Here is a 19,940-nt window from a genome sequence, read left to right as displayed (position 1 = left end):
AATGATTTATAATGATATAAAATTATATTAAATTTTGTTTAACTTTATTAATATATCGTTAAACATTTCATACCTTTATACTTTAATTAGAAAAACATCAAAAATGGCTACTAAAAAAACAACAATAACAAAGGACAAAATAGTTTCAATGTACATGAATTATGTACTAGAACATAGTGAAAAACCAAAGTCAGTCTATAATTTCACAAAATTAAATGATTTTACCGAAACAGAATTTTATGCATTTTTTGGAACTATTGAAAGTATTGAAAAAGAAATTTTCAAAATGTTTGTAGAAAAAACTATCGATTTGCTAAATAAAAACAAGGAGTACGAGATGTATGACATGAAAAGTAAAATGCTAAGTTTTTACTTTACTTTCTTTGAAATACTAACTGCCAATAGAAGTTACGTTGTACTTGTATTGCAAGAGCACAATAACCAGTTGAAAAAATTGATGCAGCTTTCCGGACTAAGAAACAGTTTCAAAAATTTCCTTACTGAAATCATTTCGGATGAATTTAGAACACAACAAGAAAAACTTCAAAATTTTCAAGAAAAAACTTTTCAAGAAACATCTTGGCTTCAACTTTTATTGACTTTGAAATTCTGGTTAGATGATTCGTCACCTTCTTTTGAGAAAACAGATATTTATATTGAAAAATCAGTAAAAGTGACTTTTGAACTAATGAACATTGCTCCTATTGACAGCTTAATCGATTTTGGAAAATTTATTTTCAAAGAAAAAATATACAACAAGTAATGAAAACTATAGACTACATCCCTACTTCAAAAATTGAAAGGGCTACAAAACTGGTACAAACCGGTGCAAAAGTAGGTGTAAACTACCTAAAATATTACGGAGAAAAAATGGTCAATTCTGATTTGACTCGTGATAAATTAAATGAAGATAATGCCGAAGATATTTACGACGGATTAAAAAGCTTGAAAGGAAGTGCGCTAAAAGTTGCACAAATGTTAAGCATGGACAAAAGCTTTTTGCCACAAGCTTACGTTGAAAAATTCTCGTTGTCTCAATTTTCTGTACCGCCGCTCTCAGCTCCATTGGTATTAAAAACGTTCAAGACAAATTTTGGAAAAACACCGTACGAAATATTTGATGAGTTCAATGCTGAATCAAGGAATGCTGCAAGCATTGGACAAGTGCATATTGCGGTAAAAGACGGCAAAAAACTAGCTGTAAAAATTCAATATCCTGGAGTTGCCAACAGCATTTCATCGGATTTAGCGATGGTAAAACCAATTGCAGTGAGAATGTTTAACCTTCAAGGTAAAGACTCCGATAAGTATTTTAAGGAAGTTGAAGATAAATTAGTTGAAGAAACCAATTATTTATTAGAATTAAAACAAAGCCAAGAAGTAGTTGCTGCATGTAAAAAAATTCAAAATTTAGTGTTTCCAGACTATTATCCTGAATTCTCTTCAGAAAAAATTATCACGATGGATTGGATGAGCGGCAAGCATCTTTCAGAATTTACAAAAATAAATACCAATCAGGAAGTAGCCGATAAAATTGGGCAAGCTTTATGGGATTTCTACATGTACCAAATTCATGTTTTGAAAAAAGTACATGCTGATCCACATCCTGGCAATTTCTTGGTGAATGAAGAAAATCAATTAGTGGCGCTGGATTTTGGTTGTATGAAGCAAATTCCAAATGATTTTTATACTCCTTACTTTGAATTAATTGATAAAAAGGTCATAAACGACACAAAATTGTTTAATGCAAAATTGTTTGAATTGGAAATTTTACGTGTTGATGATTCAAAAGAAGAGGTAGCTTACTTCACAGAATTGTTTCATGATTTATTGTCTTTGTTTACAAAACCATTTCAGGCAAAAACATTCGACTTTTCTGATGAGACTTTTTTTGAAAGTATTGCAGCATTAGGAGAACGCTTTTCAAAAGATACCAATCTTAGAAAAATGAATGGTAACCGAGGTTCTAAGCATTTTATTTACATGAACAGAACATTCTTTGGATTGTACAATTTGATGTTTGATTTAAAAGCAAAAATTGTTGTCAATGAATATCAAAAATACAAGTAGTGAAAAAGGAAAATCTGCCTTCAAAAATGTGTCTGGTTTGCAACCGACCATTTAACTGGCGGAAAAAATGGGAAAAAGTTTGGGACGAAGTCAAATATTGTAGCGAGAAATGCAAAAGAAACAAAAAGGGTTAGTTTGGTTTAGAAATGATTTAAGAGTTCATGATAATGAATCGTTGACGAATGCTATAGATGAAAATGAAACTGTAATCGCAGTGTATTTTTTCGATCCAAGGCATTTTGAGGATACTAATTTTGGATTTAAAAAAACAGAAAAGTTTCGGGTAAAGTTTCTGATTGAATCGGTAACGGCCTTGAAACAAAATATGGAAAAATTGAATATTCCGCTTTTGGTTTATCACCAAAAACCTGAAGATGCGATTCCCAAAATAATTACTCAAAATGAAATCAGTTCTATTTACTTCCAAGAAGAATGGACGAGTGAGGAAATGGAAGTTTTAGAGAATGTAAAATCGAAAGTTTCAGATTCGATAAACTTTAAAAGCACGTACAATCAGTTCTTATTTCATCCTGAAGATATTCCGTTTGACATTGCATCGATTCCAAATGTTTTTACACAATTTAGAAATCAGTGTGAAAAATCAACAAAAATCCGTTCTGAATTTAGGGCTAAACCGCTGCTGAAAGAGAATTTAATTACAAACGAAACTGTAATTCCCAGCATGGAAAAATTAGGTTTTACTGATTTTAAAATGGATTCTAGAACGGCGTTTCCTTTTCGCGGTGGTGAAGATGAGGCAATAAAACGATTGCAAAATTATTTTTGGGAAACCAAAAAACTAAGCGTTTATAAATTGACCCGCAACGGATTAATTGGTACTGATTTTAGTTCTAAATTTTCACCTTGGTTGGCAAACGGTTCCATTTCGGCAAAGACTATTTATTGGGAAATTATAAAATACGAACAACAAATCGGGAAAAATGAATCCACCTATTGGTTGATTTTTGAACTAATTTGGAGGGATTATTTTAAATACGTTTCATTGAAAAATGGGAATTCGATTTTTAAAATTGGAGGGATTTTAGACAAAAAATACGTTTGGAAAACCAATAAATTAGCGATAAGTGATTGGATAAACGGTACTACATACGAACCATTTGTAAATGCCAATATGATTGAATTGCAACAAACAGGATGGATGAGCAATCGTGGCAGACAAAACGTAGCGTCATTTTTTGCAAAAGAGCTGCTGATAGACTGGCGCATTGGAGCTGCCTATTTTGAAGCAATGCTAATCGATTACGATGTACACAGCAATTACGGCAATTGGATGTATGTTTCCGGTGTTGGTAACGATCCCAGGGACCGAAAATTCAACATTAAGTTACAAGCGTCCAATTACGATGGGGAATCAAAATTCCAAAAATTATGGCTGCAACAACAATTATTTTAAAAAGTAAATGAGTACAAATAAAAAACATATTAATGTAGTTTGGTTCAAAAGGGATCTTCGTTTACAGGATAACGAGGCGATTTTTAATGCAACAAAAACTGGCATACCCACATTGTTGCTTTATGTATTCGAAAAATCTTTAGAAAATGATTCGCATTACAGTTCAAGACATTGGAATTTTATTAAGCAGTCACTTTTAGATATTAACAAACAACTGGAACAATCGAACACGCAGGTGTTAGCAGTATCGTCAGAGGTACTTCAAGTTTTCAATATTCTTGAGGAAACATATAAAATTGAAACCGTGTGCTCACATCAGGAAACCGGCTTAAAAATCACTTACGAAAGAGATAAAACGTTCAAACGCTTTTGCAAAAACAATCAAATTAATTGGATTGAAAATACCAACAACGGAATTTTCAGAGCCTTACGTAGCAGAACGAATTGGGTTTCAAAATGGGAAGACTACATGAATCAACCGCAATTTATTTTTGATGGTAAACCAGAAAATTTTCTAAATACGGAAGCAATATTGGAACTCGAAAAAGCTTTAGAAAAAACCAATTTAGAAACTGTTCCGGATGCTATTTTCCAAAAAGGTGGGAGCAACATGGCCCAGAAATATTTACAAACATTTTTTGATGAACGATACCACAATTATAATTCACATATTTCGAAACCTTTATTAGCTCGAAAAAGCTGTAGCAGGTTATCACCCTATATTGCTTGGGGAAATTTATCTTCGAGACAAGTATTGCAAAAAGCGGCTACGTTCCTCTTGACCTGCAATAACAAAAAGCAAATAGATTCATTTGTTTCTAGATTGACTTGGCAAGCACATTTTATCCAAAAATTTGAAATGGAAGAAGTCATGGAGTTTGAAAGTGTCAATAAAGGATTTCATTCGTTGAAAAAGAAATTGAATGAAAATTATATTGAAGCATGGAAAACAGGACAAACCGGATTTCCTTTGATTGATGCTTGCATGCGTTGTTTGAACGAAACGGGTTATTTGAATTTTAGAATGCGTGCCATGTTAGTTTCATTTTTCACCCATAATTTATGGCAACCTTGGCAGGAAGCAACGCAGCATTTATCACAAATGTTCTTAGATTTTGAACCAGGAATACATTTTCCGCAGTTGCAAATGCAAGCAGGCGAAACCGGGATTAATATGTTACGTATATATAATCCTATAAAGAACAGTTATGAACACGATCCTGACGGAGAATTCATAAAAAAATGGGTGCCGGAACTGCGCGATTTGCCACGAGCTTTTGTACATGAACCCTATAAAATGACCTATTTAGACCAAAAATTTAACGATTTTGAAGTAGGCATTAATTATCCGAAACCAATTGTAAATATGGAACGAACAAGAAAATTTGCCAGTGATTTTTTATGGAAAATGAAGAAAAATCCATTGGTCAAAGAAGAAAGTTCACGGATATTGAAACTTCATACAATGGCTGATATAGGCGATAGCGAATAATTTTCAACAACAATTTCAAAAAAAATTCAATAGCAATTTCAAAAAATAGAATCTCGTGACTATAAAAAAAGAACTTACTGATTTAGACAAAGACCGAATCATAGAAATGGCTTGGGAAGACCGCACTACTTTTGATGCCATTTTATTGCAATTTGGGTTAAAAGAACAAGAAGTAATTGACCTGATGCGTACCGAAATGAAACCTTCCAGTTTTAGAATGTGGCGTGAAAGAGTACAAGGCCGTAAAACAAAACACGAAAAATTAAGGGATTTTCGTGAAGGGCGATTTAAATGTACGATGCAAAGACAAATTAACAACAACAAGATTGCCAAACGATAAGTTTTCGATAATTAAGAAACAAACCCAAAATAAATTTTAAATAACTGATTGAATAATACATATGAAAAACATAGTAATCATTGGTGGTAGTAAGGGAATTGGCAATGCCATTTTGTTGCAACAATTAGAGACAAACTTGGTTCACAACATCAGCAGAAACGAACCTGAAATAACCCATCCCAACCTTAAACATTACTCATTAGACGTTTTAAAAGATACACTTCCAGAAATAGAAGTTGTTGACACCTTGATTTATTGTCCGGGTTCTATCAACTTGAAGCCTATTGGAAGTTTGAGCATAGATGATTTCAGAAATGATTTTGAAATTAATGTAATTGGCGCAGTAAAATCCATTCAGAAATACTTACCTGTTTTAAAAAAGGGAACTAATCCATCGATTGTTTTGTTCAGCACGGTGGCTGCAAAATTAGGGATGCCATTTCATGCGAGTATTGCTACTGCAAAAGCGGGAGTGGAAGGATTAGTGAAATCCTTAGGAGCAGAACTGGCTTCGGTAGTGCGCATCAATGCCATTGCTCCCACGATTACCGAAACAACACTTGCAGCAGGTATTTTGAGAAACGATCGTATGAAAGAAAACATGGTGGAACGCCACCCGATGAAAGGATATTTGAAACCGGAAGAAGTAGCCAATATGGCTAACTTCCTAATATCGGAAAACGCAAAATCAATATCAGGTCAGGTTTTCGAAATGGATTACGGAATCGTGACTTTTAAAATCTAAAAAATAAATAGCCAAACTTAAAATAGAAATACAGCATACCATGATAAAAGAAATGAAAAGTTACGAGAAAATTGAACAATACGACACCGAAATTACAGAAGCATTAGCAGATAATTACAAAGTAATCATTGAGAATTTAGGTGAAGATGTTACACGCGAAGGGCTAGAAAAAACACCGGAACGCGTGGCAAAAGCGATGCAATATTTAACCCATGGTTACGGACTAGATCCATTAGAAATCCTAAAATCGGCGATGTTTACAGAAGATCACCAACAAATGATTGTTGTAAAGGATATCGAAGTGTACTCTATGTGTGAACACCACATGCTGCCATTTTTTGGAAAAGCACATGTCGCTTATATACCAAATGGTAAAATTGTTGGTTTAAGTAAAATTCCAAGAGTCGTGGATGCTTTTGCCAGAAGAATGCAAGTGCAGGAACGATTGACAGATCAGATTAAAAATTGCATTCAGGATGCTTTAAACCCACTTGGAGTGGCGGTTGTGATTGAAGCGCAACACATGTGCATGCAAATGCGTGGGATCCAAAAACAAAATTCAGTTACAACGACTTCTTCTTTTACAGGAGCTTTCGAGAAAGATAAAACAAGAAAAGAATTTATTAGTTTAGTTTCCAATAAATTGAGTTAATTTTAATTTCTTAAATACAAATCATGAAAATTCTCTTAACAGGTGCAACAGGTTATATCGGGAAGCGACTTTTGCCTTTGTTGGTAGAGCGAGGACATGAAATAATCTGTTGTGTAAGAGATAAAAACAGGTTTTATTGTCCAGTTGATTTTCAAAAATATGTTACGGTAATCGAAGTTGATTTTCTGAATCAGGAAACATTAACCGCTATCCCTGAAGATATTGATGCAGCCTACTATCTAATACATTCCATGTCGGGATCAGCTTCAAATTTCGATGAATTAGAAAGTAAATCTGCACTAAATTTTGTGCAACGATTGAATGCAACCAATGCCAAACAGGTTATTTACTTGAGCGGCATTGTCAATGATAAATCGTTATCCAAACATTTATCTTCCAGAAAAAAGGTAGAAGAAATTTTAAATACAGGAACTTTTGCCGCAACTACTTTGAGAGCTGGAATTATCGTTGGTTCTGGAAGTGCATCATTTGAAATCATTAGGGATTTAGTGAATAAACTGCCCATAATGATCACTCCAAAATGGCTGAATACAAAATGCCAGCCGATTGCAATTCCGGATGTTCTTGATTTTTTATCCAAATCATTACTGAATCCACTTACCTACAATCAGAGTTTTGACATTGGCGGACCCGATATTTTAACGTACAAAGAAATGCTTTTGGGTTTTGCTGAAGCAAAAAAATTAAAGAGATGGATTTTCACTGTTCCTATAATGACACCGAAATTATCTTCCTATTGGCTTTATTTTGTAACCTCAACATCTTACAGGCTCGCCTCAGCTCTGGTCAGCAGCATGAAAGTCGAAGTAGTTTGCAGTGATAACCGAATCAATGAATTACTGCATGTTACGCCGATGTCCTACAAACAAGCACTTTCTCGCGCATTAATAAAAGTAGATGAAGATAAAGTAGCTTCTAGTTGGAAAGATTCCTTAATCAGCGGACGTTTTAGCAATAACATGTCGGAATATTTAAAGGTTCCAAAAAAGGATTGCTACATCGACCGTCGCAAAATGGAAATCATCGATCGTAATTTCACCATAAACAGGATTTGGTCCATTGGTGGTGATACGGGTTGGTATTATGGCGATTGGCTGTGGGATTTACGCGGTTTTATTGATAAATTATACGGTGGTGTTGGTTCCCGAAGAGGTAGAACAAACCGACACGATATACATTCTGGTGATGCTTTAGACTTTTGGCGTGTTTTGTATGCCAATAAAGAAGAGGGGAAATTAATTTTGTTTGCCGAAATGAAACTCCCAGGCGAAGCTTGGCTCGAATTTAAAATAATAGGAAATACGTTATATCAAGCTGCAACTTTCAGACCCCGAGGAATTTGGGGAAAATTATACTGGTATTCCGTTTTGCCGTTTCATGGATTTATTTTTAAAGGAATGCTGCAGAAACTGATTAAATAATATTTTACAAACATATAAGTCATTTCAGTATTTAGATAGTGTAAATAAAAACTTAGATGACTTATATGTTAAAATAAATTATTTCAAAATTCCGGCTTTGTAAGTCGCAATTGCTCTATCTCTCGCCATGGCGTGTTCTACCATAGGTTTTCCGTATCCCAAATCGAATTCTTTAATCCATTTTCGGATATAAATTCCTTTTTCATCAAATTTCTTTTGTTGAATCTCTGGGTTGAAAACACGAAAATAAGGTGCGGCATCACAACCAGTTCCTGCTGCCCATTGCCAGTTGCCAACATTGGCAGACATATCGTAATCGAGTAGTTTCTCGGCAAAATAGGCTTCTCCCCATTGCCATTGAATCATTAAATGTTTAATTAGAAAACTGGCAACCACCATGCGAACTCTGTTGTGCATGTAACCCGTTTCATTAAGTTGACGCATTCCGGCATCGACCATAGGATATCCAGTGGTTCCCGTACACCAAAGCTTGAAATCTTCTTCATTATTGCGCCACTGAATCCCATCATAAGCCGATTTAAAGTTTTGAGTAACAACTTTTGGAAAGCTGAATAAGATTTGCATAAAGAATTCTCTCCAAATCAATTCACTCAAAAAGACATCGTTTTTATGAAATGCCCAATTAACTAATTTCCGGACGCTTATCGTTCCAAAACGCAAATGTGGTGACAGATAAGAGGTTTTATCCAATGCTGGAAAATCTCTAATATCTTGATAATTTGCAATGTATTTTAAGTTGTGAGGCTTTACTTTTATAGGACTTTCTTCGAAACCTATTTGTTCTAAAGTAGGAAAAGCAAAACTGTTTTTATGGAAATTAGAAAAAAGGGCTTCCGTATCATGTTCCTGAACCGGCGTCATTGATTTGTATTTTTCCAGCCATTTATTTTTAAAAGGTGTGTACACCGTATATGGCAATCCATCTGCTTTTGTAATTTCTTTCTCTTCGAAAATTACTTGATCTTTAAAAGAATAAGCAATGGTTTTTTTTGTTTCCAAAAGTTCACAAATCGCTGTGTCTCGTTGTATTGCGTACGGTTCGTAATCTTTGTTGAAGAAAACTTCTTTGACGTCATATTCTTGTAAAAGTGATTGCCAAACATCAAAAGTTTTTCCTTTTTTGACCAAAAGTGAACTTCCAATTTCCTGTAATTGCGTATTTATTTTTGAAAGTGATTCATGAATGAAACCTACTCGGGCATCATTTTTTGGTAAACTGTCTAAAATAGAATCATCAAAAATAAACAATGGAACTACCGAATATTTGGACTGTAAGGCCTGAAATAAACCTACATTATCTTCCAGACGCAAGTCGCGTCTGAACCAAAAAATAGAAATTTCTTGCTTGCTCATTACTTTGCATTAAACATTTCGTCCACCTTTTTTACACGGTATTCAAAAATGGATTTCAATTTATTTTTTACAACCAATGTATTCATGATTCGACCCAGAAAACCAAGCGGTAATCCGTAATGTACTACATCCGTCATTTTAGTTCCGTTTGGGGTTGCTTCAAAAAAATGTTTATGATGCCAAAAACTGTAAGGTCCAAAACGCTGTTCGTCTATAAAGTAACTATTTTCTTTTACTTGTGTGATTACAGTCATCCATGACAAAGTGATTCCAAAAAGTGGCGTTACTTTATACTGAATAATTTGTCCTGGGTACATGGATTTTTGATCAAAATCTGTGATTTGAAAACCCATTCCTTCCGGTGTGATTTTCTGAAGATTTTTTGGGTTCGAAAAAAAGGACCAACATTCTTCAACAGTTGCATTTACATGCTGAACGGTTTCTTGTTTGTATATTTTCATGGTTGAGTTTTAAAGATAAATACAGTCATGGAACACTGAGTTCGAGTGAGGGATAATAGTAGAGCTCTTTTTATAACAGGCCTCGTTTTTTTCAACGAGACCAGCTATAAAAAAGCGGGAACGGATAGCCTGACCCCGCAGTAACGCTAGTGAAAGCTGGGTCACGCCCCAATTAAACTTTATATTTTGTAGTATTTGAAAGGTACGAAAAGCATTCCGAAACATTCTCCGTGCTCCTTGCCCAAATGTTTGTGATGTACTTTGTGCGCTTTTCGCAAGCCTATTAAATACTTGTTGTTAGTGTGTTTGAACCACTTAAAACGTTGATGAATTAAGACATCATGAATCATAAAATAGCACATCCCGTAAAACATAATTCCAAGGCCGATGAAGAATTTATAATTCAAACCACCTTCAACACCATAATAAAAAAGCACAATGCTTGGAACAGCAAAAATCACAAAGAAAATATCATTTCGTTCGAAAACGTTCGCGTATTTTGGCTGGTGATGATCAGCGTGAAAGTACCACATTGAACCGTGCATTACATACTTGTGTGTAAGCCAAGTGACGCATTCCATTATTAAAAAAGTACCTAGAAAAATCAAAAAAAATATCATTTTATTCTGTATTTAAGTATAACAATTTATTTAAAAAAGCTGTAATTTAAACTAATTTCAATTTATAAGACACAAAAGACTTTGCCAATAAACCGGCTTTGGTGTAGTTAGAAACTCGGATTCTTGCGTTTCCTATTTCATGGCAAGGCGTGTTTTCTAATTTTTTTAATAGTTTTTTGTAATACACAAAAGCTGTGTATACACCAAACTTAGCTTCGATAGGAAGTTTCACAATGCCTTCGTAAGCGACTCTGAAATCTTCTTCAATCTCATTGATAATTGCGGTTTTTGCCTTTTCATCGAACGAATTCAAATCAACACCTGGAAAATAATTACGGTTCAAAACCAAATTATCATCCTTTAAATCCCGAAGAAAATTCACTTTCTGGAACGCAGAACCTAATCGCATGGCCTCATCTTTTAGTTGCTCATATCGTTTGTTATCACCAGCCACGAAAACCTTAAGACACATCAAACCTACTACATCGGCGGAACCGTAAATGTAGTCATCGTACTCGGCTTTGCTATGATAATCAGATTTTATCAAATCTAATTTCATACTTTTTAAGAAAGCCTGAATAAGATCATCTGATATATTGTTTTGCTTTACTGTTTGTTGAAAAGAATTCAATATGGGATTTAAACTTATTCCTCTATCAAAGGCTTTGTAGTATTCATCCTCAAACTCTGTGATCAAACTTTCTTTATCAAAACCGTGGAATGAATCAACGATTTCATCTGCAAAACGGACGAAACCATAGATACTATATATGGCATCTCTTATACTTGGCGACAACATATACACCGCCAGAGAGAAAGAGGTACTATAATTTTTAGTAACTAACTTGCTACATTTAAAAGATACATCATCAAATAATTCCTTCATACTATTGTTCTGAAAATTGCTTATTAATTAATTCCGACACTAATTTTCCAGAAATCAGTGCTGGTGGTACGCCTGGACCCGGTACGGTTAATTGACCTGTAAAATATAAATTCTTAACTTTTTTACTTTTTAATTTTGGTCTCAAAAATGCCGTTTGCAATAATGTATTTGCCATACCATAAGCATTCCCTTTGTATGAGTTATACTCCGACACAAAGTCATTTTTACAGAACGATTGCTTAAATATAATATTATTTTTTACACTTTGTTTCGTTAATGTCTCAAAACGATCTATTATTTTATCAAAATACTCTTCTCGCAACGATTCAGTATCATTGATTCCAGGCGCCAACGGCACAAGAAAAAAGCCTGACTCCATTCCTTCCGGAGCGGCTGTTTTGTCCGTTACCGATGGGAAATTTGCATAAAACAAAGGTTCTTTTGGCCATTGTGGTTCATCGTAAATATCTTTAGCATGTTGATAAAAATCAACATCAAAAAATAATGCATGATGCGAAATATTTTCTATTTTTTTATTAAAACCTACATAAAACAATAATGATGATGGTGCAAAAACTCGGCTATCCCAATATTTTTCAGAATATGCTCTATGTTCCTGATCCAATAAAGTTTCAGTGTGATGATAATCAGCACCACTCAAAATTAAATCGGAGGCAATAATTTTGCCATTGACCTGAAGGGCAACCGCAGTTTTATTTTCGACGATTATTTTTTCGATGTTTGAATTAGTTTGAAATTTCACTCCCAATTCTAGCGCTAAACTTTCCATTCCCCGAACGAGGTCAAACATTCCTGTTTTTGGATGCCAAGTTCCAAGACCAAAGTCGGCATAATTCATAAAACTGTAAAACGACGGCGTATCCGAAGGTTTGGCTCCTAGAAATAAAACTGGAAATTCCAAAATTTGAATTAAACGTTCATTCTTAAATTTCTTGCGAACATCTCTACTGATGTTGCTAAAAAATTGTCCCACTTTCATGGCTGTTTCCACAGTTATCAATTCAAGTGGAGAAACGCCCGGACGGTAAACCAAATCTTTGATGGCGATATCGTAATTACTTTTGGCTTCAGCCATAAAGTCATTCAGAATTTTACCGCTTCCTTTTTCGATAGCTTCAAAAGCGAATATAATATCGGGTAAATTGTCTGCTATCGTAATGAAATCATCGATTCCGTAATACACCCGGTATGCAGGAGACAGCTTAATAAGCTCATAATAATCTGTTGTTTTCTTTCCAAAATCAGCAAAGAAACGCTCGAAAACGTCTGGCATCCAGTACCAACTAGGACCCATATCAAAAGTAAATCCGTCTCGTTTTAATTGTCGTGCTCGCCCTCCAATTGTTGCGTTTTTTTCATAAACCGTAACATCATGACCGCTTTGTGCTAAATACGCCGAAGCTGCCAATGCAGAGAAACCAGAACCTATAATCGTAATTTTTTTTGTTTTTTTCATTTGTTTAGCAAATATACGAATTGTTTAAACAAGAATAGTTATATCCAGTCAACTAATTCCGTAATTGAATTAAATATTGTAACTCGATCCGAAAGCTCTTCTTTTTTAATAAACTCAACCATACGACCAATATACCATAATTCAGTTGTATCATCCAATAATTCATCGGTCATCTTTTGGATGTAACTATCTAATATATCTTTTTCAGGCTGCACCGTTAGGTACGACACAAAAACAATGGAATCAAAATGTTTTTTTAGATCTTTAAGATTTTCAATTGGCATACTTTCTCCTAAATATATGGTTTTGTATCCATGCAATAAAATTTCATAATTGAGATACATAAGTCCCAATTCATGAATTTCATTCATTGGAAGAGACAAAACAAAAACTTTATCGAGTTTAGTTTGCTTTAAAATTTGAAGCTTTTCAGTGTTTATTAATAGTTTTTGTTTAATTAAATAACTGATAAAATGTTCATGAGCTGGCGTTATAGTATCGGATTGCCACAATAAACCAAGCTCGTTCATTAAAGGAATGAAAACTTGATGAAAGACTTCTTTGAATGATTTTTCTGCGATCAACCAGTTGTAAGTATTAAAAAAAAGCTCTTGATCAAAGTTCATCATCGCCATTTTAAACTCGCTAATAGCGTGACTTTTGGCCGTTTTACTTGAAATTATTTCTCGCACTAAAGAAGGTATTTTTTCTTGAGGATAAGTCGCTATTTTCGAAATTTTATAACCGTAATCATGTAATAATGTGATATTTAACAACTTTTGCAAACTAGCTAAATCATACAAACGAATGTTAGTATCCGTACGCATCGGTTGAAGAATGTCATATCTTTTTTCCCAAATTCGAATGGTATGCGCTTTAATCCCTGAAAGATTTTCAAGATCTTTAATACTAAACACACTTTTTATATTGTTCATCGTTTTTCTGTATTTATTAAACAAATGTAAAATAAATTTTATTATAAACGTTTATAATCAGCCTTAAACTTTTTTAATTATACAATTATTTCGAATACAGTTACACACAAAATAAGTTAAAACGACTCTTACTCAAATGTTAAATATTGATTTCATGTCCAGTGTATATTTAATAATTAGTCTATAAAAAACTAACTGACAATATTTTAAGACCAATAAATTGAAACATAATTTAGTCTTTGAATCATTATATTATTAATTAACGTTTGTTTTATGTTTAAACAATAGTCATCCACAATTAGAGATTATGTTGTAATAAAATTATTCTAAAACAATAATTTGTAGAAGCAATGACAACCAAAAGTTATACTAGGTACTAATAAAAAAACAGATAAGTAACAGTTTGCACTATTACTTATCTGTTCCCCTATTTGTAAAACAGAATGTTTAAATTATTTTTTGATGATTTTTCTGCTGGTAAACCCCTCTTCATTATAAATCGTTATAAAATAAATACCACTGGAGTATGCGCTCATATCCATATTTATACTTTTGGAATCTGTTTTAATTTCATGCTGTAAAACACCCACAATATTGAACATTTTAACTCCAGTCATCGGTTTACTTGCTTGGATTTGAAGTGTACTTGAAACTGGATTTGGATAAATAGAAAGTGTGGAAGAAGCTAAAAACGAACGGTTTGCTAAAGTATCATTATTAGTAGCTACCCAACTTGACGCTAAATTGTTATCTAAAGTAGTGCTTATCAAATCCAGATACATACCACCGCCATCAGGTGTTGTGGGCCAAGGCGCCGCATCAAAATATTCTACTGAGTCTATTATATTTCCATCGGCATCAGCCAAAACAATTTTCTGAGATTTATTAGATAAGTTTCGGACAAACTGACCAAAAGGAACTATTCCGTATTTACTTTGAAAAGCTGTATTATTACTGGTCAAAAAGATTGTTTCATTTCCTCCAATAGCTGAATTGAACGGAAACTGAAACGTTAATCCTAATTGTCTAAAATAAACCCCGGAAAGATTTATGGATCGATCACTAATGTTTTGCAACGCTATAAACTCTAAATCATTACTGACCGGAAAACTGGTGGACGTTTTAGGATTGTAATTGATTTTAGTTATAACCAAAGGTGGTAACGAAACAGTAGCACAGTTTGTAAAAGATCCTATATTATTTGTAATCCAAGTGGTTCTGTCAACAATAAAAGTTCTAATTCGGTTTACGTCAACATCATGATCGTCTAGTGTCCCCCATCTTTGTTGCTCTCGCGGAATCGCTTCGCTGATGTAACTTAAGGCGTTATCCATATAAGTAATCAAGACATCTTGGTTCAACGGCTTGCCGGGTGCTTTTACCTCGTCCCATCGCTTAGCCAAGTTGCAATTAAACGACCCATTATCAAACAAATAGCTCCAAAATGGTGGTCCTATTCTATTCCCGTTATTAAATTGCCATTTATCCACATGACTACTGTTTGTAAATGTACTTCCAAAACTTTGGTTAAAATCCCAAACTGGGCCCGCTCGTAATTTTCCACCACGGTCTTTATGGAAAAAAGTACTGGATTGATATACATCTGCGTTTGAACACAATTCATTTACTAACATAAAATCGACAAAAGAAGGCACATCAATAATCGTTCTATATCCATCTTCTAAATCATCATCATAGGCGTGATCTTGCATTCTATTAAACTCAGCTTCAATATATTGAGTTTGTTCAGGTGTCGCATTTTCAGGTTTAGGTAAATCATGTACAAATTTAGTTTCGTCCATCCAGAATGCTACGGGATCGCCGCCTGTGGTTTTATCCGCTTTGGTTATATATCCGCCAGTGATATTGGGTAACGCATTATCAGTCGCTTCAATCTTTAAAACGTTAACCCTATTTTCATTGGATTTTATTTTTTCCTGAAAAACATATAATCCTTTATAATCCCCGTTAATCACAACCTCACAGTATTCCGTTTTAGAGGCATAATTCCCCAATTCTCTCGACATGTAATAGGCTAAATAGTCCCTAACTAAGGAAGGATCAAAACCCAATCCATTCAAAATCCAGTCATTTTCACTTGGCATCCCAAAAATACTTACGTTATTATTAGAAGTATTATCTGCTTTTAAAGTGGTTAAACTATACTGCTTTTTGGGAAGTGTTTGCGTGGAAGAACCTCTAATTTCGATACCAATTCTACCATTGTAATTTAAAAACTCAGCTGTGTTTTGATCCGTCAGGTAATTTCTGGTTCCGTCAGGTCTCTTGATGATCTTCATAGTTGCTAAGATTTTTGGATCATCGATAATCTCGAGAGGCAAACCAGTGTTCGGGTCATTATCGGTAGTCATAATAACAATAGGGAGATTACTATCCGTAAAAGTTTGCGCTGTAACGGAATAAGAAGTAATCATTACAATTAACAAAATAAATTTTGAAATTGTAGTAGGGCTGAAAATGTACAATTTTTTCATGATTTGATTTCTTGTTAAATTAAAGCATAAATTTAATAAAAAAAATAACATAAAATACTGATAATCAATTATTTATAATATAATTAATTACTAATGTATCCTCAAAATTTTTGATTTAGATATATGACCCAGAGCGACTTACGTTTTCCCCTTTTTCAATGAAAAAGAATTGAAATGCGAATTTCCTTTTTTGGGGTTCAGGAAAATAAATAGTACGGAACGAGTAAAAAAATAATGCATATTCTGCCACAATATTAAAAAACGGAATAGTCCATGTATACCAAACTAATAGTGACTTTATAATTTTACAGCTAAAATTTTCAAATTGTAAAACAGTATAAATTTAGTCTATATTATTGAAAATCAGTATATTTACATAAATTATTTTTTAATGTTTTATAAAAACGACCGTTATGTACAAGCAGCTATTAAAAGATAGAACGGAAGCGGGCTTTTTACTATCAGAGAAATTAAAAAAATACCAAAATACAAATAGCGTAATTCTTGCCGTTCCTAGAGGCGGGGTTCCGGTAGGATTTGTAATTTCGAAAACCTTACACCTGCCTTTAGATATTGTACTCTCTAAAAAGATTGGACATCCTAATAACAAGGAATTTGCAATAGGAGCTGTTTCCATGGATTCCATGATTCTTGATGTACATCCTGAAGTCCCAAAAAAGTACACAGACCATGAAATTAACAAACTCCGGCAACTCCTCAAAGAGAAATACGAACTCTATAGTGGCAACCGAAAACCAATTGATATTGAGAACAAAAATGTGATTCTGGTAGATGACGGCATTGCGACAGGAAATACCTTGCTTGCCAGTATTGCCATGCTCCGAAAAAAAAATCCTGCAAAAATAATTGTTGCCGTTCCTGTACTTCCTTCTGATACCGTGCCGCTATTTGAGAAAAATGCCGATGAATTTATTTATTTGATTGCATCCTCTTATTTCCGGGGAGTAGGAAGTCTATATGAAGAATTCGATCAGGTGGATGACGAGGAAGTAATTAAGATGCTGAGTATTATCAATACAACTGAATAATCAATTATTAAGCTTTAAAAATACCTAAAATTAGAAATCATGGAAAAATTAGATTTAAATATTCCGTTAGCGTCAGTTACGTTGAAAGGAGATTTGATTGTACCCGAAAATGCTACTGGAATAGTTGTTTTTTCGCACGGAAGCGGCAGCAGCAGATTCAGTTCCCGAAACAAAATGGTAGCAGAACTCATTCAGCAACACCACATAGGCACGTTCCTTTTTGACTTGCTTACGGAGGAAGAAGATGAAACAAATGAAAATCGATTCAATATTGATTTGCTCAGTGACCGATTGATAGCAACAACACAATGGTTGATGGACCAGGAAAGCACCAAAGCACTACCAATAGGATATTTTGGTGCAAGTACTGGAGCTGCATCAGCATTGCGGGCTGCTGCGCATTTTAAGGAAAAAATAAAAGCAGTGGTTTCCCGTGGCGGCCGCCCTGATTTAGCAATATCCGATTTGCCACACGTAACCGCTCCTACGCTGCTGATTGTGGGCAGTCTAGACACTCCAGTAATCAGCATGAATAAAATGGCTTATGACACATTAGAAGCTCCAAAAGAAATGAAAATCGTCCAAGCCGCAACCCATCTCTTTGAAGAACCCGGAAAATTGCAGGAAGTCGCGGATTTAGCCACTGATTGGTATAAAAAGTATTTGACGAAATAGCAAAGCAACATCCGCTAACTAAATTAGGTCTTAGATTTCAGGTCTGATTTAGTCCCTTTGAATTAAAAAAGTTAATTGATTAATCACATTAAAACTAGAATCATGGCAACAGTAAACACCTACATCACCTTTAATGGTTTTTGCGAAGAAGCTTTTCTTTTTTACAAATCCGTTTTTGGTGGGGAATTCTCTTATTTTGGAAGATTTAAAGACATGCCAATAACCGAAGGCCAAACCTGTCCTGCGGGAGAAGCCGAGAAAATCATGCACGTTTCGCTTCCTATAAGTAAAGAAACGGCGATTATGGGAAGCGACAGTTTCGAATCCTTTGGAAATGAAACCATTTATGGAAATAATTTTTCGCTTTTCCTCAATACCGAAAGCAAGGAAGAAGCAGACAAGTTCTTCAAGGCACTTTCTGTCGGTGGAAAAATTATCATGCCGATGGAAAACACTTTTTGGAATGCCTATTTTGGAACCTTGGTTGATAAATTTGGCGTCAATTGGATGGTGAATTTTGATTTGGTGGAAGGAAAATAGAATAGCACCAACAAATAAATATTATATTAAATAGTGCAACACGAATTCCACAAATTTCAAAAAAATTAATTGATGAAAATACGTGAAATTCGTGTCTGTATTTTTTAAAATTATTTCTATAACCTATAACGGTATTTTTATTTGAAGTAAGATAATAACTTGGATTATTTTATATCAAAAACACTTTTTGCATTTTTAAATATTTATCAAAAAATAAGTACTAAATTTAAATATTAATTTTAAAATTTTAAACAATAATTAATATTACAAATCAACATTTTTAAACACATTCAATTTATCCAAATTCAAGATTGTCTTTGAATTATCAGTACTTCGAGTATACATGGGTTCAAATTTTGCTCCGTAAACTACCTCATCAAAAGTATAAGAGGTCCTAGCGGCAACCGTGTTACTAAACATATCATCAAAGGTTTTAATAAAAACGAGAATCTCCCCATTTGTATTTTTAAAATCCGTGTTTGTAAATTTATAAAGTGGACTATTTTCTGTAATAGGATGAACTAGGGTCCAACTCAAAGTCAAGGCATTTATTCGATCCAATTCCAGTTCTAAAGCGTAGAATTTATTAGTCATTCTTCCATTTTCCTCGATGCTCATTCCTAGTGTCATTTTAGCTTCAGCATCTGTAAAATTCGTATTTTTAAAAGGCGTAATCCTAATCATTAATGCTGTATTTTCAGCATAAGGGGCGATTATAGCATTATGAGAAAACTTTAAAAAAGCTGTCGGTTTACTAAATCGACCAAAAAATAAACCTGTGGCAATTGCAAAACTCAGTAAACCTATTAATGCTTCCCCTGCAGAAAGCGCACTCGTAAGAAAACCTGAGGGACTTATATGACCATATCCAACCGTTGTGAAGGTTTGGGCACTGAAAAAATAAGCCTGCCCGAATTTGACCCATTCACTATCTGCATTTGAAATTCCATTGAGATGTTCAATTCCAAGACCATAATAAATTGAGGCAAATATAAAATTGATTGTTACATAGAAAGTTAGAATGACCAAGATAAATCTCCATCCTGGCATATCAATCATAGTGTGATACCAGCTAATCCGCTGCAAAACATGCATTCCACGTTTCTCTACATTAGCTTTTCCATCCTTATTTACGAAACGACCGCCATAACTGCTGGCGTTAGTTCCAAAACCGGTATTCTTGTCGGCTTTCGCTTTAGCATTAATAGTATTCAAGAGAAGAATTTTTTATTAATTATTTAACGGTAAAACTAGTTAAAATCAACTCAAAAAA

Annotated in this window: 20 protein-coding genes; 12 read left to right on the top strand and 8 right to left on the bottom strand. The window is 34.1% G+C overall.

All coding sequences use genetic code 11. The annotated features are described in order from the left end of the window. Positions 1 to 103: 103 nt before the first annotated feature. The 9 genes from AC0J6S_RS08940 to AC0J6S_RS08900 all read left to right on the top strand — a co-directional run bounded on the left by AC0J6S_RS08940 (position 104) and on the right by AC0J6S_RS08900 (position 8,155). On the top strand, positions 104 to 763 hold the full coding sequence (locus AC0J6S_RS08940; protein ID WP_474953496.1) for a TetR family transcriptional regulator C-terminal domain-containing protein: 660 nt from the start codon (positions 104 to 106) through the stop codon (positions 761 to 763). Next, on the top strand, positions 763 to 2,070 hold the full coding sequence (locus AC0J6S_RS08935) for an ABC1 kinase family protein (RefSeq protein ID WP_474953495.1): 1,308 nt from the start codon (positions 763 to 765) through the stop codon (positions 2,068 to 2,070). The genes AC0J6S_RS08940 and AC0J6S_RS08935 overlap by 1 nt, the downstream gene beginning before the upstream one ends. Beyond that, on the top strand, positions 2,070 to 2,204 hold the full coding sequence (locus AC0J6S_RS08930) for a DUF2256 domain-containing protein (RefSeq protein ID WP_338647841.1): 135 nt from the start codon (positions 2,070 to 2,072) through the stop codon (positions 2,202 to 2,204). Before AC0J6S_RS08935 ends, AC0J6S_RS08930 begins: the two co-directional genes overlap by 1 nt. After that, positions 2,180 to 3,484, top strand: coding sequence for a DASH family cryptochrome (locus AC0J6S_RS08925; protein ID WP_474953494.1), 1,305 nt, complete (start codon positions 2,180 to 2,182; stop codon positions 3,482 to 3,484). Before AC0J6S_RS08930 ends, AC0J6S_RS08925 begins: the two co-directional genes overlap by 25 nt. Before the next feature lie 7 nt (positions 3,485 to 3,491). Then, the gene (locus tag AC0J6S_RS08920; RefSeq protein ID WP_474953493.1) at positions 3,492 to 4,976 is read left to right on the top strand and encodes a cryptochrome/deoxyribodipyrimidine photo-lyase family protein; all 1,485 of its coding nucleotides are present in this window, start codon (positions 3,492 to 3,494) and stop codon (positions 4,974 to 4,976) included. 55 nt (positions 4,977 to 5,031) lie between these two features. Further along, positions 5,032 to 5,316 (top strand): TIGR03643 family protein, encoded by a 285-nt coding sequence (locus AC0J6S_RS08915; protein WP_474953492.1) that lies wholly within the window; start codon positions 5,032 to 5,034, stop codon positions 5,314 to 5,316. A 61-nt stretch (positions 5,317 to 5,377) separates the two neighbouring features. Further along, complete coding sequence (locus AC0J6S_RS08910; RefSeq protein WP_474953491.1) at positions 5,378 to 6,061, top strand: SDR family NAD(P)-dependent oxidoreductase; 684 nt, start codon at positions 5,378 to 5,380, stop codon at positions 6,059 to 6,061. A 40-nt stretch (positions 6,062 to 6,101) separates the two neighbouring features. Beyond that, positions 6,102 to 6,713, top strand: a complete 612-nt coding sequence (gene folE / locus AC0J6S_RS08905) for a GTP cyclohydrolase I FolE (protein ID WP_241258514.1) — start codon at positions 6,102 to 6,104, stop codon at positions 6,711 to 6,713. Positions 6,714 to 6,736: 23 nt separating this feature from the next. After that, positions 6,737 to 8,155, top strand: coding sequence for an SDR family oxidoreductase (locus AC0J6S_RS08900; RefSeq protein WP_474953490.1), 1,419 nt, complete (start codon positions 6,737 to 6,739; stop codon positions 8,153 to 8,155). A gap of 78 nt (positions 8,156 to 8,233) precedes the next feature. Here AC0J6S_RS08900 and AC0J6S_RS08895 read toward each other — a convergent pair whose 3' ends face one another. The 7 genes from AC0J6S_RS08895 to AC0J6S_RS08865 form a co-directional block, all read right to left on the bottom strand. Continuing rightward, entirely contained in the window at positions 8,234 to 9,529 is a 1,296-nt protein-coding gene (locus AC0J6S_RS08895; protein WP_474953489.1) for a cryptochrome/photolyase family protein, read from the bottom strand. Further along, positions 9,529 to 9,990, bottom strand: coding sequence for an SRPBCC family protein (locus AC0J6S_RS08890; RefSeq protein WP_165152788.1), 462 nt, complete (start codon positions 9,988 to 9,990; stop codon positions 9,529 to 9,531). Before AC0J6S_RS08890 ends, AC0J6S_RS08895 begins: the two co-directional genes overlap by 1 nt. 179 nt (positions 9,991 to 10,169) lie before the next feature. After that, the gene (locus tag AC0J6S_RS08885) at positions 10,170 to 10,610 is read right to left on the bottom strand and encodes a sterol desaturase family protein (protein ID WP_474953488.1); all 441 of its coding nucleotides are present in this window, start codon (positions 10,608 to 10,610) and stop codon (positions 10,170 to 10,172) included. A gap of 46 nt (positions 10,611 to 10,656) precedes the next feature. Beyond that, positions 10,657 to 11,496 carry a phytoene/squalene synthase family protein gene (locus AC0J6S_RS08880; protein ID WP_474953487.1) on the bottom strand — a complete coding sequence of 280 codons (840 nt, stop codon included), beginning with the start codon at positions 11,494 to 11,496 and terminating at the stop codon, positions 10,657 to 10,659. 1 nt (position 11,497) lies between these two features. Beyond that, the gene (locus AC0J6S_RS08875) at positions 11,498 to 12,973 is read right to left on the bottom strand and encodes a phytoene desaturase family protein (RefSeq protein ID WP_474953486.1); all 1,476 of its coding nucleotides are present in this window, start codon (positions 12,971 to 12,973) and stop codon (positions 11,498 to 11,500) included. Between the two features lie 38 nt (positions 12,974 to 13,011). Then, on the bottom strand, positions 13,012 to 13,908 hold the full coding sequence (locus tag AC0J6S_RS08870) for a MerR family transcriptional regulator (RefSeq protein WP_474953485.1): 897 nt from the start codon (positions 13,906 to 13,908) through the stop codon (positions 13,012 to 13,014). Positions 13,909 to 14,360: 452 nt separating this feature from the next. After that, on the bottom strand, positions 14,361 to 16,403 hold the full coding sequence (locus AC0J6S_RS08865) for a CotH kinase family protein (RefSeq protein ID WP_474953484.1): 2,043 nt from the start codon (positions 16,401 to 16,403) through the stop codon (positions 14,361 to 14,363). Positions 16,404 to 16,816: 413 nt separating this feature from the next. Between AC0J6S_RS08865 and AC0J6S_RS08860 the strand changes: the two genes are divergently transcribed. From AC0J6S_RS08860 to AC0J6S_RS08850, 3 genes are all read left to right on the top strand, one after another. Next, positions 16,817 to 17,452 carry a phosphoribosyltransferase gene (locus tag AC0J6S_RS08860; protein WP_474953483.1) on the top strand — a complete coding sequence of 212 codons (636 nt, stop codon included), beginning with the start codon at positions 16,817 to 16,819 and terminating at the stop codon, positions 17,450 to 17,452. A 39-nt stretch (positions 17,453 to 17,491) separates the two neighbouring features. Further along, positions 17,492 to 18,127, top strand: coding sequence for a dienelactone hydrolase family protein (locus tag AC0J6S_RS08855; protein ID WP_474953482.1), 636 nt, complete (start codon positions 17,492 to 17,494; stop codon positions 18,125 to 18,127). A gap of 102 nt (positions 18,128 to 18,229) precedes the next feature. Further along, positions 18,230 to 18,667 (top strand): VOC family protein, encoded by a 438-nt coding sequence (locus AC0J6S_RS08850; RefSeq protein WP_474953481.1) that lies wholly within the window; start codon positions 18,230 to 18,232, stop codon positions 18,665 to 18,667. Between the two features lie 264 nt (positions 18,668 to 18,931). Here AC0J6S_RS08850 and AC0J6S_RS08845 read toward each other — a convergent pair whose 3' ends face one another. Next, positions 18,932 to 19,891: an ion channel gene (locus AC0J6S_RS08845; RefSeq protein ID WP_474956347.1), complete on the bottom strand. Its 960-nt coding sequence runs from the start codon at positions 19,889 to 19,891 to the stop codon at positions 18,932 to 18,934. Positions 19,892 to 19,940 lie beyond the last annotated feature (49 nt).

It is taken from the genome of Flavobacterium sp. TS_SC_5, assembly GCF_056156265.1.
Note: the sequence above shows the minus strand (reverse complement) of the source record. Positions and strands in the feature narration are given on the sequence as shown.